The organism is Kiloniella sp., from assembly GCF_965205715.1.
Classification (GTDB): Bacteria; Pseudomonadota; Alphaproteobacteria; order Kiloniellales; family Kiloniellaceae; genus Kiloniella.
Window position 1 is genome coordinate 850444 of record NZ_CBDBHW010000014.1, and the last position, 15778, is coordinate 866221.

Genomic DNA, 15778 nt, shown 5'->3' on the forward strand with positions numbered 1-15778 from the left:
AACGAATTATTGCAGTGTTTTCTTGATAATTATCTCCTTTATACTGGGAAAAACCTTAGACTATTTATAGATGATTTCATTGCCCGGAGCTTGCCCCCCACAAGTGCGATAGAAGCCTTTGAATATTTAGAGGAAACTTTCGATGATACTATTATTGACCAAATTTTAGTCGGTATAGAATCTTTTTTAATGAATACAGACAAACAAACTGAAGATTGGGAAAGAGGGAAAACCTTATACTTCAAAGTACAAGATCGCTTTGCTACGGCAGATAATATTTAACCCTGTATAACGAAAGAAAAGAGCTTAACGCGCCCTTTTCTTATATTCTTCCACTTAGAGATAATCACCCAACCAACTCTAAGACAGTACCTTTCTCCAGGCTTTGAAGTGTTCGTCCCATCCGGCGTCCAGGGCCATAAGAAGTCCCATGGCGGCTTCTCCTGCTGCGGCTTCAATGCCTTCGTGTTGGAGGGTTAGCCTTGTGCCACACAGAACTTCTTCCAGGGTCCAGGTCACGGTTGTAAGTGATCCGTTCAACGGCTTAACGGTAAAGGACCACACCATTTTCTCTGGCGCTGACATTTCCAACACCGTACCCCAGCACATCATTTGCTCGGTGCCATCTTCAGCGGTTTGCACCAACTCATAAGCTTCACCCGCGTTCAGATCAGCTCTTGGGGGATGGAACCACTGAGCAATTTTGTCTTTCTCAGTCAAATAGGACCAAACCGTCTCACGGGTTGCATTGAAAAATACCGTCTTGTTAATGGTTGAACTGCTCATTGTTTTGTGAGCGTGACGTTAACCCCATCTTTTTGAGTTAAGTCGCAGCAAGTATGCTTCATTTTTTCCTTATGAATGGAGTAGCTTAATGTCCTCAGTTGATCAAAAATTATCGCCTACAGAAATTCAGTGGCTGTCTCATACGCGTATCTGTGATCAGAGTGGACTTGGGATGAAAGCTTATGCCGAGGCCCACGATCTTGATCTGAAGGATTTTTACCACCATAAAGGTGAACTGGTTAAGAAAGGTCTTTTTGCTGTTACAGGTGTGGATGAAAATTTGCATCGGGTTTTATCTGGTTCAGAAGATATCCCAGTACGACTGCATTGCCTGGTTATCTTGCGCAACGGGCTTGAAGTTAACTGGCCTGTGTCGGGCCGGACATCAGATCTGACATCCATTGTTAATGCCCTTGAAGGTGTCTGATGCGCCGACCTTCGGATGCTTTGCCTGTTATTTATCTTTGCGCGAAGCCTGTGGATTTTCGCAAAGGGATAAATGGCTTGTCCATTCTTGTAGATGATATCCTGAGCCTTGACCCATTTTCAGGTCATCTCTTTGTTTTCAGCAATCGCCTAAGCAACAAGATAAAAATGTTGTATTGGGAAAAGAACGGATTTTGTATGTGGCAGAAGAGCCTTGAAAAGGATCTATTTTCATGGCCTGTTCATTTGAGCAAAGGAGCCCTGATTGAGCTCAATGGCAGGCAACTGAACTGGCTTCTGGATGGTGTTGATCTTCGCCATGTGAACGAGCATAAATCTGTGAATTACTCGGCAATATATTAAATATTTATAGTACTTTATACTATTTTGGTGAGTATAAATTTGCTATACTCCGGCTATGTCAAAAGCGCACTCCAACCTCCTGGAAAGTAATGAAGAATTGCGGGTATTAAACCGTGGGCTTCATGCGCGTATTGATATTCTTGAAGAGCAAAACAGGTTGTTGCGGCATCAACAGTTTGCCCCCTCCAGTGAGAAGTCAGTCCCTGAACAACAGGGCCATTTGTTTGATGAAGCTGAGGAAACGGCTGAGGATGGCACCGAGACAGAAGACGACATTGGGGAAATTGCAGTTCCAGCTCACACTCGTAAAAAAGGTGGGCGCCGTTCTTTGTCTGAAGACTTGCCTCGTGTCCGGATTGAGCACGATATCCCAGAAGAACAAAAGCTTTGCGCCTGCGGGTGCGGCCTCATGTCCAGGATCGGGGAAGAAGTCACCGAGCAGCTTGATATAATTCCCGCTAAAATACAGGTGTTACAGCATGTGCGCTTCAAGTACGCCTGTAAATCATGCGAAGAAGGCGTAACAATTGCACCTCTGCCGCCACAACCCATACCAAAAAGCATCGCATCCCCAGGGTTGCTGGCTTACATCGTAACGGGAAAGTATGTGGATGGCCTGCCCCTCTACCGTATGGTACCTGTTCTGAACCGCTCCGGGATTGAGTTTAACCGGACATTACTCTCCCGGTGGGTGATCAAATGTGGCGATCTGGTTCAGCCCCTGATCAATCTGTTTACTGATCACCTTTTAAACTACGATATCATTGCTATGGATGAGACCGGGGTTCAGGTGCTGAAAGAACCAGGGAAAAAGCCTCAAAGCAAATCCTACATGTGGGGACAAAAAGGTGGGCCTCCGGATCAGCCGGTCATTCTATTCCACTACGATCCATCCAGGGGAGAGCACGTGGCAAAGGGATTGCTGGAAGATTACACCGGTTATCTTGTCAGTGACGGGTATCAGGTCTATCTGAATGTGACATCCGACAGCACAATCGTTGGGGTTGGCTGCATGGCTCACGTTAGACGCAAGTTCAATGATGTCATCAAGGCACTAGAGAAATCCAAAAAGCGAAAACCTGGTCTCGCCGACCATGCTATGAAAGCGATCAGGAGCTTATACCGTATAGAGAAACTGGCCAAAGACATGAGCAATCACGAACGTCAGAGATTGCGTGAGGAAAAGGCCAAACCAATCCTTGAAGACTTGAGAGAGTGGATCACCAAAGTTATATCGACGACCCCGCCGACATCGTTACTTGGTAAGGCTTTGCACTATATCGACAAGCAGTGGCCGAGGCTCATTCGCTACCTTGATGATGGCCGTCTACCAATTGATAACAATGAAATGGAGCGCGTAATCAAACCATTTGTTATAGGAAGAAAAAATTGGTTGTTTTCAAACTCCCAGAACGGGGCAAAGGCCAGTGCAAATCTCTACGGCATAGTGGAGACGGCTAAGGCTAACGGCATCGAGCCATATTCTTACCTACGACATATTTTTACTGAGTTACCAAAGGCTCAAACCGTCGAAGACTTCGAAGCTTTGCTACCCTGGAACGTCGACAGAAACAACGTAACACCTTTCATCAGGCAAAAGAACCTGTAGTTAACGTCACGCTCACATTGTTTTAACCTTTTCCCTTAAGTGTTTTATCTTTTTGTGCTTGATCACCCTCAACCGCAGCCCTCAAGGCTCCGAGACGATCATCCCAGAACTGATCGAAGTAGCCGATCCATTCAGACACCGTTTTAAGTCCCTTGGGTTCAAGACGATTAATGCGCTCGCGCCCCTGGGTATGAACGGAGATCAACTGGCCATCTTTCAAGATTGTCAGGTGTTTTTTCACAGCCGCACGGGTCATATCAAAATGATCCGTCACCTCACCAATGGTCATATCCCCTTTGCTTAAATGGGTCAGAATCATCCGTCGGGTGGGATCTGCCAGGGCCTTGAAGACATCTTGGACTTGGGTTTCATCATTCATTTTTAGCCTCCCACTCCACATCAATTAGGATACCATTTGGTATCGTTTTAAAATAGTACCTTTTGGTATCATGTCAATATTTTTGTTTTTTTTCGGTTATTAATTTTCTGAAAACACTTAATCCAAGTGATTTGGCATTGCCCTTTCAGGCAACGCACGGCACCATCCCCATCGATTTAAAATACCAAGCAAATCATCGCGATAAAAAATAATCGCTTTGCATGGAAATACCTTCACAAATTAAGGCCACAAAACATGACCCAAAGCGGGGAAAAGATAATTTATTTCAGTAAGGTAATGGCAATTATCTTGATCGTAGGCGCCATTGTTTTTGCCGCCTTGGGACTTAAGCTATTTGATCGTTCTTTGGTAGAACTTGCCAACTCTCAAACAGGTATCTCGCATTTTCTCACTGTTTGTATCGCACTGATTTGCTTTACGTTCTCTGCTGGAACAGGATTTATCGGTTTCAAGATGTTGCTGTCCGCTACGCCCGGGTTGATCCTGAACAACGACGGGCTGAGCGTGAATTCAAACGGGGTTAACTTTGGCTTTATCCCCTGGAGCGAGATTACAGCAATCAACAGACCGGCGCTTAGGATGTCAAAAATCATATCCATAGAAGTCACGGACCCCGAGCATTACAAGCAAAAATGCAACGCCTTGATACGGGCATTAAACTGGCTGAACCCCAGTTCACAAAGCACACCCATTAAGATCTCAGCTCATGCCCTTACAATAAGCCATCAGGATCTTCTGCCCCTTCTTCAAGCCTATCACCAGGAAAATCAACAAACCCCTTAACATTTGCTAACATCCAGTTTTTTTCAATTTTAGATTGCAGCAGCAAGGTGAAAGCGGCACCATCCCCTTTCTTTTGCTTATTAAAAATTGGGAAGCCTCATGAAAAAGCTGTTCGTCCTTATCATTCTTATCTCCAACGTTTACGTTTTAAACGTAAGAGCAGATGAATTAACGCCAGAGAAAACGGCTGTTATCGATGAACTCCTTGTCCTGAGTAATGCTGAACAGGCCGGTGTTTTGATGGGGAAGGCTATCGTGCAAAGTATGTACAGTGGTATCCAGGAAGTGAACCCAAACCTAGATCCCAAAGTTCTCTCCATCTTGGAAGAAGTCGTGTTTGAACTTATAGACGAAGATAAAGATAACGGGGAGTTCAAGCGGCAGTTACATGAAATCTATAGCAAACACTTCACCACCAATGAACTCAGAGACATTGTCGCTTTCTATAAAACCCCAACGGGCCAAAAAACAGTTACTGCTATGCCTTTGATCATTCAAGACAGCATGAAAATAAACCAGGGTAAAGCGCAACAAATCATGCCAAGAATCATGCAAAAACTAGCCGCCCGTTTTAAAGAAGAAGGCATTGATTTATAAGGGTTTACGCGTCATAAAATCTTTAATCATTGCGATAATTTACAGGCCCAACTATGAAACAAAGCATGATAACTGATAGCCCCTTGCAAAATGATACAGCCAATGGCTTGCCCAGATTTTTAATTCCCCACAGCAACCCTGGGTTTTCTAGATATTTCCATATAGCAACACTATTAATTTCTTTTGGTTTCTTCTACTTCATTTTGACCAAATTACTGGAGTGGCATTCAGCAAAGGATGCCCAAGCAATACTTTATATTTTCTTTGTTTTTCTTGCTATCGCAAGTCTGATCTCCGCGGTTACACTATATCGTTTGATCAGAAACTCCGTGCCAGAACAATTGGTCCTCAGCACACCAAATTTGATTTATGACACGGGCCTTCCGCCAGTAAAGCTGACAGCCAAAGAAGACTTTCAAAGTAAAAAAGAAATGTGGAAATCTATTTTTTATAAACGGAAAAAATTTACTTTCACACCAGAAGAAATCAATACTCTGACGCTACGTGAAACGGCTGAAAGAAACCGCCTCACCATAGATCAGGGAAGTGAGAGAATTGAGCTTGCTAAAGGGTCCAGCGAAGTCGAACGCGAGTGGCTCTATAACTATCTGAAGAAAAATTATTGAATTTTTGTCATGAAAAATTCGTAACAAGACTCTTTACTATCGTAGCGTCCATAATTTTTCTCTCCCATGGAAGTTGGGCAGATGACATCATGGCGGGACAGGTGTGGGAATATAAAACTCGGCCTCATGAAAGTGGTTCTAAACTAACGGTCTTACGTGTGGATAAAGACGAAAACTTCACAATAATATCAGTTAGTCTTGATGGCTTAAAAATTCGTAACCCATATTCACCTACGGGTTATGGCAATGAAATTGGTCATATCCCCATTACCAAAGAAATGTTCCTTCAAAGTACGACAAGAATAGTTGGAACAACGGCAATCACCTCCTCCCAATTAGATGGTTATCAAATTTGGTTAGATGCATACAAAGCAAATGAAGGGGGTATTTTCACCGCGTCTATCGCCGAATGTGTCTCCGCTATAGAGGAAGGTATAAATCAGGGTAATGTGGATAAAGTGGAATAAATGAAAGTTTATCTCAGACGATGAAAAACAAAATAGATCTGATCCATCAAGTAAATACTGGCAAAAGGGTAAAGTACGTCTTCTTCTGGGGGGAGAAGAGCTCTGGCCATGAGATCACCAGGGCCTGCTTCAGTCAGTGGTATTCGGCCCGTTTTGAAAGTGATGGCATAAGCTATAGTTCTGCTGAGCATTTTATGATGGCTGAAAAAGCCAAGTTGTTTGATGATGTAGAAACATTACAGAAGATCATCACTGCCCGTAATCCCGGCGCTGCGAAAGCCTTTGGTCGTCAGGTCAAAGGTTTCAACGAAGAGATCTGGCAAGAGCACCGCTTTGATATTGTGGTTAAGGCCAGTTTGTTGAAATTTGGCCAGAACCCGGAACTAAAAGATTTCCTGATCAAAACTGGTAGGCGTGTCCTGGTGGAAGCCAGCCCGCTTGATAAAATCTGGGGAATTGGTCTCGCAGCAGATGATCCCAAAGCAGAAAATCCACAGCTTTGGGAGGGAGAAAACCTTCTTGGTTTTGCCTTGATGGAGGCTCGTGGCCAGTTATTGGAAGAAGTATGAGCAATAGAAATTCTTGGTATAGAAACCGAATTCTTTGGTCAGCAAACAAACAACTCTCCTCCCAGCATAGTTGTTTTATTTATCCTAATATTCCAGATGTTTATAGAGAGCATATCCATGGAGCAGATAATCTAGATTTTTCAGGAAACTATGTTATTGCCTCAAACTTTATCCCCCTAATAACCATGTGGGGAAATCGGTTCCTCTGGACCTTTGTGAGTGAAAGCGAAATCCATTCGTGTTATTTGGGCAAAAGATCTCATGTAAAGCTCGCGGACCTAAGATCAGACATAAAGCTTGTTCACGAACCTGATGCTTCACAAATTGAGGTCAAATTTAATACATGCAAACTTATCGTTGATGATGAAGGATCCAGTGTTTGGGCTCCACCTGGCCCGCCCTTGTATGCCTTACTAAATACCCTTCAAATGATAGGAAAATTAAACAAGACCTCATCATAGATTATGCAAAAGCACATAATTGCCTGATTGAACTCTACTAGGCAGAGTAAATAATAATCGACGATGTTGTCTCAGTTCTATCCAAACGCTCGGGCCAAAAATTTAGCAAGATGATCATATACAAGCCGGATGCGGCGACTGGTGTGTAGTTCCCGGTGGGCGGTCAACCAGATAGGGAAGACCATGGCCTCCATGTCGGGCAACACCCGTTCCATACCGGGAGTATTTGCTGCCACGTCGTCCGACATAACAATAATACCGAGATCATTCTGGGCCATTTTCCAGGACACAAATCCGTTTACGGATCCCAACCGGAAATTTTTCGGCGCCAGACCAAGCCCGTAGGGGTTCAACAATTCAATCATTCGATCGTTATCGCCAAAACTAATGAAATCATGAGCCGCCATATCGGCAATTGTCTTCGGCCGTCCCCTCAGATCAAGATAGCTTTTTGAGGCATAAAAATGTGCGGAAGCCTCGTTTACCAGTTTCGCGATTAAATCGGGTTGTTCCGGGCGTATGTGCCGGATAGCTATATCGGCCTCACGAAGTTGCAAGTTGCTAATTTCATTGGTGGCGACCACGTCTATTTCCACAAGAGGCGCTACCTGTCGTAGCTCTTTAATGGCAGTCGGCAGCATGTAAGCCGACATAATGTCCGATGCGGAGATCCGTACCTGCCCTTCAATTGTCTGGGATTGTCCCGAGGCGGTAAGCGATATTCGATTAGCTGCCTCGCTCATAATCCGGACATGATCTAACAGCTCAATACCTGATGGGGTAAGGGATAGCGACCTGCCAACCCTCTCAAACAAGACAACATTAAGCTGAGCTTCTAAAGCGGCGACCTGGCGACCAAGTGTTGGTTGCGTGAGATTGAGCGCCCGTGCCGCTGCAGATAATGAGCCCTCTTCCACAGTCGCGAGAAAGGCGCGCGCCTGGTTCCAGTCGAATGCATTTGATTTCCAATCCATGCATATTTGTATATCAGATCAACGAATTTTAGCAATTTCTATCAGGTAAACGTATGTAGTAAGAAACAGGTAAAGGAGATCTTCATGAAAAACCCCGCAGCCTTTTGGGACAAAGTCGCCGTTAAGTATGCCAAATCCCCAATTTCGGATATGGATGCCTATACCTATAGTCTAGAGCGGACAAGAAGCTATCTTTCCCCTGAGGACCATATCCTGGAAGTTGGATGTGGCACAGGGTCGACGGCTTTGTTATTGGCTGAGAACGTGAAACAAATAACTGCCAGCGACCTATCCCCAAATATGCTCAGGATCGGAAGAGAAAAAGCGGAAGACCAAGGTGTTTCCAATATAAAATTTATCAATGCAGAACTATCTGACAGTAAAATTGACATCGGTCCTTATGATGCGGTTTTAGCGCTTAATATTTTGCACCTTTTAGAAGACATGCCTGCAGCAATTGAGCGGATCAACGGGTTGCTGAAACCGGGGGGTATATTCATTTCAAAAACCGTTTGTGCTTTGGGTACGGGAACACCGTTTAAATACCGTCTCATGAAACTGATTTTACCGCTGATGCAAATGATCGGCAAAGCCCCCTATGTAAATTTCATGGAAATAAGCGAGCTTGAGGAGATTATCTCATCCGGTGGATTTAAGATCATAGAAACAGGTAATTATCCAGCCTCTCCGACAAGCCGCTATGTGGTCGCAAAAAAGATCGAAAAAACTTAAAATCCTTCTTTTCCAGGTCTTACAGCATGTACTAATCTCAACCATTTCAGGTTATCAAAACAGATCCTGTAGCCACCAGACTTCATCACTAAAAAGAATTTTTCCTGTTTGAGCATCAATCCCTGTTTCGTATGCTTTACCTGAGTTTCTGGTCGTGGTCTTGACGCGGTAAGTCCTTTTATTTTCAGGACTGAGATAAGAAATATCTGTCAATTTTCCGCCAGTATGCCTTTCTGCAATCACCCCGGCTTGCTCTTTAGAAATGTTTACCCTAGTAGAGCTACTGATTTCCTGGATTACAGACATATCGAGATGCTCCGTTTTTGCCCATCCTTCTTTTGGACAGCAATACGCCATTTCTTTGTTCATAAGACCAGAAGAACTATTCAAGCTGGGTGCAACAAAGAAAGCTCCGCCGACCAACAAGACAAATAGCACCATGTTATTTCGAAAGTAATCCGACATAGTCATTACCTGTTTTAGACCTCGTCTCAGTTCTCACAAGCACCCTCTCTCACTTGGACATAACCTTGCCTTTATAGAGCGCCTTTACGTTAAGATTTTTCTCGGGAACATTTACCCCGTCTATTGTCAACACCGTGCCAGCTTGGCGGATCCAGTTGTTGGATGCCTGCTTGGACACATCTTCACCCCAGGAAAGGTTATAGGCGTTGAGGGTTGGATAACTGTAAGACGGCTTTTTCACATAGGTCATCAAGCCAAAAAGAGAGACGTCCTCGATCCGGGTGTCAACGATATCGACAACACTGCCATCTTTAGAAGCTGCAGCGACCCCAACGGATTTAACATAACCACCGAGAACATTTACCGTCGAATTCTCCCCAGCTGAGATTGCCTTGTCCCGGACATTATAGATATGAGGATATTCCACCCAGCTCTTGCTACCAGAGAAATCAATCGCATCCCCGCCAATGCTACTAAAATTACTGTCTTTAATGGCACCTTGGGAAAAATCGCTATCGAGCGCATCTGAGCGCATATTTTCAAAACGTGTATTTTTTAGAGAAAATTCAGAGCTGATGATATTCAAACCGTCTTCAGCCTGAGAGCCATAAAAGACGGTGTTTTCAATCGCAACATTTGACTGATAAAAAGTAACCCCACCGGATAACTTCAGATAACCATCGACCAAAGCATTTGTATCCGAAATAACAACATTTTCGAGCTGTGAAGGGCTTTCCGCTCCATAGACATAGATCCCCTTCCAAAGTCGTCCCGTTTGTCCCTGTATCTTAATGGGGTTTAGTTTAGAGCCCAGTGCGGTTAATGCCCCTCTTACGATTAAATAGCTATTTGGCGCAAAGTTGAGGGTCGTTCCTTGGGAAATTGTCAGGGAGCCATCAAGGATTATGGGATGATCGATATTCCAAACGCCTTTTTTGATGCGAAGCACACCTGCCTCTTCTTCAAAAATCTGGGCATTTTTTTCAGTAAAATAATCGGGTGGTTCTGACAACTCGCCAACCAGAAAAGGAACTTTGATCAGGCCGAGATAATTGAGCGTGCAAAAACTTCTCAAGGCTTCAAAGTTAAATACCCCCAACACAGCGATAGGGAGAACAGTGAGTGACAACAGTGTTCTGAATTTTCGCTTTTTATTCATACGCGCTTATTTAACCCTCTAATTTACAAAAGGGCCTGCGAGATTGCTAATTTTTGATCGAAAATTGGAAGGAGATCTTTCCCAATTCACGTACGACCTCGCAGGCCGACCTCAATAATCAAGGGCAACTTAAAGCGGGCTATCTTTCGCCAAGGTGGCTGAATTCTAAATTTTTGTTCATGTTGTTTATTTCGCATTTTCTCGTGTTAATATCCGCAGATACCAAAGAGGCTCCATTCAGTTCTCACCCGGCTGATGGAAGCTCAAAACAGAATAAAACCAGCGAGGACCGATACTTATAAATGCGGGCGTTGATAATAGAAGATGACCACGAAGTCGCAGACTTCGTCTCCCAAGCTCTCAAGGAAGCCGGCTTTATCACCGACGCCGTTCATGATGGTCGTGAAGGCTTATACATGGCCGCAAACGAGGACTACGACATCATCATCCTGGATCGGATGCTGCCGGGTAAGGATGGCCTGTCCATCCTCAAGACTTTGCGCTCCACCGATGTGATGACACCCGTACTGGTTCTCTCAGCTCTCGGCGAAGTACGTCATCGCATCGATGGTCTGCGCTCCGGTGGGGATGACTATATGGTCAAACCGTTTTCTGTCGCTGAATTGGTTGCCCGGGTTCATGTTCTGTTGAAACGCACCTTACCAGCAGGAGGAGAGACCGAGCTTGTGGTCGGTGAACTCCGCATTGACCTCCTGTCACGTAAAGCGACCCGCGCGGGAAAGGAAATCGATCTCAAACCCAAGGAATACAAGCTTCTGGAATTTATGATGCGCCATGCTGGCCAGGTCGTGACCCGCACCATATTACTTGAGCAGGTCTGGGATTATAATTTCGCCCCGCAGACCAATGTCATCGATGTCCACATGAGCAGACTGCGCAATAAGATCGACAAGGATTATCCGACTGAATTAATTCATACCATCCGTGGCGCGGGGTATTGTATCCGTGAAGATTAAATCACCCCGGCTTTCCCTGGCCCTCAAATTCGCCCTCAGTTTTGGCAGCATCTTTATCATCACGACTTTTGCCTTTGAAGGTTTTGTCTCTGAGACATCCGAACACTTTATGGAAAGAGAAATTGATAACCGCTTACAGACCAAAGTTCGTGACCTAAGTGATGCCTATGAACTCGGCGGCATTACCCTTATCCAAGATCTGATAGAGCGCCGAATACATCAGGAAAATCCAGAAACCGAAATTTATCTTTTGACCGATGCCAGCTATAACAAACTATCGGGCAATATCTTAACCTGGCCCGAAGACGTTCCAAAAATCCCAAGCTGGGCAGAGGTTGAAGATGAGCATGACAACCCTGTTGAATATAGGTTTTTAAGTGTTGGCCTCGGGGATCAATACCATTTGCTTTTAGGGCTTGATACCTTCAAGGAAGAAGAACTCGAAGATCAGCTTTTTCTGATCTTTTTGGCCGCCCTGCTGGTCAGCCTTACCGGAGGTGCCATCGTCGGCTTCATCCTCCATAAAAGCCTGAAAGAACGTCTTGAGCTTATCAACGACACCTGCTCAGAAATCATGCTTGGGCGGTTTTCCAAGCGTATCCCGGTTTCCAAAACCAGCGATGAAATCGATACCCTAGCGCACACCCTAAATGGCATGCTTGATCGTATTGAAACCCTGATGGACGGGATCCGCCATGTTACAGACAATATCGCCCACGATCTCAGAACCCCGTTAACCAGGTTACACGGACGATTGGAAAGACTGGTCCCCCTCACTGAAAATGAGGACAATAGAAAGCTTGTTGAATCTGCAATAACAGAAGTCGATCAACTGCTGGTCACCTTTGCTGCGCTGTTAAGCATTACCCGTTTGGAAACCGGCGAACTTGAAACCAATTTCAACCCGATTTCTCTCAGCACTCTCATCGAAGATGCGATTGATATTTACGAACCAATCGCCGAAGACAAAGGCCAGAAAATTGTCCTCGAGGACAACCTGAAAGTTCACTCCAGTCTTGGCACCATACTTGGGGATCGCGATTTGATAACCCAGTGCTTTTCGAATGTGATTGACAACGCCCTGAAATATGGCCCCGCAGACAGCACCATAACCATAAGACTTTTCCCAAGCGACAAGGGAGCAAAAGTTGTCATTCACGATCAGGGATCAGGGATCCCAAAGGATGAGCAAAGCAAGGTCCTGGAACGTTTCTACCGCGTGGAATCAAGCCGTAACCTCCCCGGCAACGGATTGGGGCTATCGCTCGCGGCGGCGGTTATCCGCATTCATAACGGACAGCTAAAACTTGAAAATCACAACGGATTTCAGGTCGAGTTAACCCTAGCGATGCAATAAGTCTAACCCACGCCAAAAATTTCCAGCGGTTCGGCTTGCCCCCTCACGCTTGTCTGCCCTTTAGAGATCAGATCATGCGTACCAAGTTTGGCGATCGTATGTTCAGACACCAGCAGCGTCATCCCCTTTTCCTTGGCGAGGGCTTCAAGGCGCGCAGCGAGGTTTACCGCATCACCATAAACCGTATAACTCTGCCGACCGCCGCCACCCACGTTCCCGGCGATCACAGAACCACTGTTAATACCAATTCGGATGGAAAGCTTTTCACCCGCAAAGCTTTTATCAGCTACTCTCCTCAGCATCTCTTGTCCTGCCTGAAGGGCATGATCGGCGTGATCTGGGTTTTCCAACGGCACGTTAAAGATCGCCAGAATAGCGTCGCCATGAAAGGTAGCAACGATACCACTGTGATCGTTCACAATCCCGGTCATTTCATCAAAGTAACTGTTGAGGATCTCAACGGTTTTCTTCGGCCCCAAACGCTCGGTCAGGTTCGTAAAGCCGACGATGTCGGTAAAGAGAATGGTCGCTTCCCGTTCAATTGGTTCTAATAACCCCTGATCCGTGATCATGGCATCGACAATGGGTTCAGGCACAAAGCGGCCAAAAATCCCGGTAATGGATTGGCGATCACGCTCGGCAGAGATCTTGTCTCGCAATGTTGCCTGGGCCCGGTGCATCACAATCGCGATCAACAATGCCACGACCACCAAAATGATGCTTTCCTGAATTCGACTTCCTGTTCCGCCAAAAGCAGGATTAAGCACCACGTCCATGACATTCTGCGCCGTTGGGTTCGACGGCAGATCCCCCCAATCCAGAATAAAACCATCTCGATGTACCACCGCCGCATAGGCCGAGAGGTAACCAGACGCCCCAATGAAACCGGACCACAGCACCAAGCGGGGTGAAAAGCTAAAGGCAGCCACCCCCAAGATGACAAAATAATACGAGAGCATGGAACTGCGGAAAATCATAACCGCAGGAAGATCCGCCGTAGCAAAAAGCGGTTGAGTGGCAATCAGCCCTGAAACAATGCCGATATCCAGGGTAACAAAGAGATACTTAACCCAAAAACGATCATAGCGGGTCCCGATGATCCAAAAATGCATCAGACCAAGGATAAAGAAGGTCCCGATCAGCAAAGCAAAATTGGTCGCGGTATCTGGGTTGCTGTTCAACCGGGAAAGCACCAGCCAAAGCCCAAGCAAAACAAGCGCAATCGAGCGCCCAATTATCGCCAGCTTAAGCCCGGCATGCTCCGCCCGCCTTATCGTCAGATCAAGATCGGTAGAGAGATCTGGATTGTAATTACAGCCTTCTCTAGGCAATCTTTAACTCCCTAAACTTATTATAATTTTATATAATCTTGGATATATTAAAAATCAAATTTCCGAGATATTATTATAGGAATGGATACAGCCTATTTCCAGCCCTCACGCATTATCTATTTGTTCTAGCACAACATAGCACCTATTTTTTAAATGTAAGATAATAAAGCACCCTCATTAAGGTAAGTTTAGCACCCCATGAAAATCCCCTTTGATAACAGCTACACCGCCCTTCCAGACCAGTTCTATACCCGTCTGGATCCAAAACCCGTGGCGACGCCGAAGCTGATCAAGGTGAATACTGCTCTGGCAGAACTTATGGGGATTGATCTGACAGATCTTGAAACAACAGAAGCCGCCGAGGTCTTTGCTGGTAACACAATACCCGACGGAGCAACGCCTCTGGCGATGGTTTATGCCGGGCATCAGTTTGGTGGCTGGTCGCCGAGGCTGGGCGACGGCCGTGCAATCCTGCTGGGTGAAACCGTGGGCACAGATGGCATTCGTCGCGATATCCACCTCAAGGGCTCTGGCCGCACGCCCTATTCCCGTGGCGGCGATGGCAGGGCTTGGCTTGGCCCAGTGTTGCGTGAATACATTGTCAGCGAAGCCATGGCAGCGCTTGGTATCCCAACCACCCGTGCTCTTGCCGCCGTGGAAACAGGAGAGAAAGTCCTGCGCGAACAAGGGCCCCTTCCCGGTGCTGTATTCACCCGTGTGGCGCAAAGCCATATCCGAGTTGGCACTTTCCAATACCACTACGCACGGGGGGACAAAGAAGCCTCTAAAACCCTGGCCGACTATGTCATCGCCCGACACTACCCAGAAGCGGCAAAGGCAGATCAGCCCTACCGCGCCCTGATCGAAGCCGTGATGGACAAACAAGCACGCCTGATTGCCCGTTGGATGCAGGTCGGCTTTATCCACGGCGTCATGAACACCGACAACATGTCCATAGCCGGGGAGACCATCGACTTTGGCCCCTGCGCCTTTATGGATACCTTCCATCCCGGCACGGTGTTCAGCTCCATCGATCACGCCGGACGTTACGCCTGGGGCAAACAACCCTCTATCGCCCACTGGAACCTGTCCCAACTCGCGCAATCCCTGTTACCGATCCTGCACGAAGATCCCGATATCGCCGTTGGCATCGGTCAGGAAACCATCGACGGTTTCCAGGAAATCTTCAGCACCTATTACTTCGAAGGCTTTGGCGAAAAGTTCGGCCTGTTCCCCCTACAAGAAGGCGACCCTGATTTTATCGGCGACAGCCTAAAACTGCTCTCTGACAACGAAGTCGATTTCACCCTCTTCTTCCGCCATCTCACGGGCATTGCCCGTTCTTTGTTGGAGGACGGAGATAAGGGCGAGAACAGCCTTGAAGTTCTCAGAGGGTTGTTTAAAGAACACGAAGCGCTGGATAACTGGTTAGAGGATTGGAGAAAGCGCCTAACTCAAGATAAAACCACCCCAGAAGAACGTCTGGAAAAGATGAAAACCGTCAACCCGGTCTTCATTCCAAGAAACCACCAAATCGAAGCCATGATCCAGGCCGCCGTCACCGGAGACTTCGCCCCCTTCGAGCGCCTGTTGTCGGTGCTCTCCAATCCCTACAGCGAACAACCTGAACACGCCGATCTGGAACTCCCACCCAAACCTGAAGAGATCGTCCATGCAACGTTTTGTGGGACTTAAG

19 protein-coding genes are annotated in these 15778 nt (G+C 46.3%); 13 read left to right on the plus strand and 6 right to left on the minus strand.

What is annotated here, in order from left to right:
• Positions 1 to 9: 9 nt before the first annotated feature.
• Positions 10 to 282: a hypothetical protein gene (locus tag ACOGW3_RS20815; protein ID WP_419904702.1), complete on the plus strand. Its 273-nt coding sequence runs from the start codon at positions 10 to 12 to the stop codon at positions 280 to 282.
• Between the two features lie 78 nt (positions 283 to 360).
• Here the strand turns inward: ACOGW3_RS20815 and ACOGW3_RS20820 are convergent, their stop codons facing one another.
• The gene (locus ACOGW3_RS20820) at positions 361 to 786 is read right to left on the minus strand and encodes an SRPBCC family protein (RefSeq protein WP_419904703.1); all 426 of its coding nucleotides are present in this window, start codon (positions 784 to 786) and stop codon (positions 361 to 363) included.
• A gap of 88 nt (positions 787 to 874) precedes the next feature.
• On the opposite strand from ACOGW3_RS20820, the gene ACOGW3_RS20825 reads away from it, so the two are divergent.
• The 3 genes from ACOGW3_RS20825 to tnpC are packed head-to-tail and all read left to right on the plus strand — an operon-like array spanning position 875 to position 3184.
• On the plus strand, positions 875 to 1213 hold the full coding sequence (locus ACOGW3_RS20825) for a hypothetical protein (protein ID WP_419902248.1): 339 nt from the start codon (positions 875 to 877) through the stop codon (positions 1211 to 1213).
• The gene (gene tnpB / locus ACOGW3_RS20830) at positions 1213 to 1575 is read left to right on the plus strand and encodes an IS66 family insertion sequence element accessory protein TnpB (protein WP_419901186.1); all 363 of its coding nucleotides are present in this window, start codon (positions 1213 to 1215) and stop codon (positions 1573 to 1575) included. The genes ACOGW3_RS20825 and tnpB overlap by 1 nt, the downstream gene beginning before the upstream one ends.
• A 55-nt stretch (positions 1576 to 1630) precedes the next feature.
• The gene (gene tnpC, locus ACOGW3_RS20835) at positions 1631 to 3184 is read left to right on the plus strand and encodes an IS66 family transposase (RefSeq protein WP_419902249.1); all 1554 of its coding nucleotides are present in this window, start codon (positions 1631 to 1633) and stop codon (positions 3182 to 3184) included.
• 22 nt (positions 3185 to 3206) lie between these two features.
• Here tnpC and ACOGW3_RS20840 read toward each other — a convergent pair whose 3' ends face one another.
• The gene (locus ACOGW3_RS20840) at positions 3207 to 3563 is read right to left on the minus strand and encodes an ArsR/SmtB family transcription factor (protein ID WP_419904704.1); all 357 of its coding nucleotides are present in this window, start codon (positions 3561 to 3563) and stop codon (positions 3207 to 3209) included.
• Between the two features lie 255 nt (positions 3564 to 3818).
• Here ACOGW3_RS20840 and ACOGW3_RS20845 point away from each other — a divergent pair, with 255 nt between their 5' ends.
• The 5 genes from ACOGW3_RS20845 (at position 3819) to ACOGW3_RS20865 (ending at position 6626) form a co-directional block, all read left to right on the plus strand.
• The gene (locus tag ACOGW3_RS20845; protein WP_419904705.1) at positions 3819 to 4367 is read left to right on the plus strand and encodes an STM3941 family protein; all 549 of its coding nucleotides are present in this window, start codon (positions 3819 to 3821) and stop codon (positions 4365 to 4367) included.
• Positions 4368 to 4466: 99 nt separating this feature from the next.
• Entirely contained in the window at positions 4467 to 4964 is a 498-nt protein-coding gene (locus ACOGW3_RS20850; RefSeq protein ID WP_419904706.1) for a DUF2059 domain-containing protein, read from the plus strand.
• A gap of 83 nt (positions 4965 to 5047) precedes the next feature.
• On the plus strand, positions 5048 to 5590 hold the full coding sequence (locus ACOGW3_RS20855; protein ID WP_419904707.1) for a hypothetical protein: 543 nt from the start codon (positions 5048 to 5050) through the stop codon (positions 5588 to 5590).
• Positions 5591 to 5679: 89 nt separating this feature from the next.
• Positions 5680 to 6057: a hypothetical protein gene (locus tag ACOGW3_RS20860; RefSeq protein WP_419904708.1), complete on the plus strand. Its 378-nt coding sequence runs from the start codon at positions 5680 to 5682 to the stop codon at positions 6055 to 6057.
• A 20-nt stretch (positions 6058 to 6077) separates the two neighbouring features.
• Positions 6078 to 6626 carry an NADAR family protein gene (locus tag ACOGW3_RS20865; protein WP_419904709.1) on the plus strand — a complete coding sequence of 183 codons (549 nt, stop codon included), beginning with the start codon at positions 6078 to 6080 and terminating at the stop codon, positions 6624 to 6626.
• A gap of 538 nt (positions 6627 to 7164) precedes the next feature.
• Here the strand turns inward: ACOGW3_RS20865 and ACOGW3_RS20870 are convergent.
• Entirely contained in the window at positions 7165 to 8061 is an 897-nt protein-coding gene (locus tag ACOGW3_RS20870; protein WP_419904710.1) for a LysR family transcriptional regulator, read from the minus strand.
• A gap of 84 nt (positions 8062 to 8145) precedes the next feature.
• On the opposite strand from ACOGW3_RS20870, the gene ACOGW3_RS20875 reads away from it, so the two are divergent.
• Positions 8146 to 8793, plus strand: coding sequence for a class I SAM-dependent methyltransferase (locus ACOGW3_RS20875; RefSeq protein WP_419904711.1), 648 nt, complete (start codon positions 8146 to 8148; stop codon positions 8791 to 8793).
• A gap of 54 nt (positions 8794 to 8847) precedes the next feature.
• Here ACOGW3_RS20875 and ACOGW3_RS20880 read toward each other — a convergent pair whose 3' ends face one another.
• Together ACOGW3_RS20880 and ACOGW3_RS20885 are read right to left on the minus strand one after the other, a co-directional pair.
• On the minus strand, positions 8848 to 9258 hold the full coding sequence (locus ACOGW3_RS20880) for a PepSY domain-containing protein (protein ID WP_419904712.1): 411 nt from the start codon (positions 9256 to 9258) through the stop codon (positions 8848 to 8850).
• Positions 9259 to 9307: 49 nt separating this feature from the next.
• Positions 9308 to 10417 carry a right-handed parallel beta-helix repeat-containing protein gene (locus tag ACOGW3_RS20885; protein WP_419904713.1) on the minus strand — a complete coding sequence of 370 codons (1110 nt, stop codon included), beginning with the start codon at positions 10415 to 10417 and terminating at the stop codon, positions 9308 to 9310.
• A 302-nt stretch (positions 10418 to 10719) separates the two neighbouring features.
• Between ACOGW3_RS20885 and ACOGW3_RS20890 the strand changes: the two genes are divergently transcribed.
• Together ACOGW3_RS20890 and ACOGW3_RS20895 are read left to right on the plus strand one after the other, a co-directional pair.
• Entirely contained in the window at positions 10720 to 11394 is a 675-nt protein-coding gene (locus ACOGW3_RS20890) for a winged helix-turn-helix domain-containing protein (RefSeq protein WP_419904714.1), read from the plus strand.
• Positions 11384 to 12751: an ATP-binding protein gene (locus ACOGW3_RS20895; protein ID WP_419904715.1), complete on the plus strand. Its 1368-nt coding sequence runs from the start codon at positions 11384 to 11386 to the stop codon at positions 12749 to 12751. The genes ACOGW3_RS20890 and ACOGW3_RS20895 overlap by 11 nt, the downstream gene beginning before the upstream one ends.
• 2 nt (positions 12752 to 12753) lie before the next feature.
• Here ACOGW3_RS20895 and ACOGW3_RS20900 read toward each other — a convergent pair whose 3' ends face one another.
• Positions 12754 to 14082, minus strand: coding sequence for an adenylate/guanylate cyclase domain-containing protein (locus tag ACOGW3_RS20900; RefSeq protein WP_419904716.1), 1329 nt, complete (start codon positions 14080 to 14082; stop codon positions 12754 to 12756).
• A gap of 198 nt (positions 14083 to 14280) precedes the next feature.
• On the opposite strand from ACOGW3_RS20900, the gene ACOGW3_RS20905 reads away from it, so the two are divergent.
• Complete coding sequence (locus ACOGW3_RS20905; RefSeq protein ID WP_419904717.1) at positions 14281 to 15777, plus strand: protein adenylyltransferase SelO; 1497 nt, start codon at positions 14281 to 14283, stop codon at positions 15775 to 15777.
• Position 15778 lies beyond the last annotated feature (1 nt).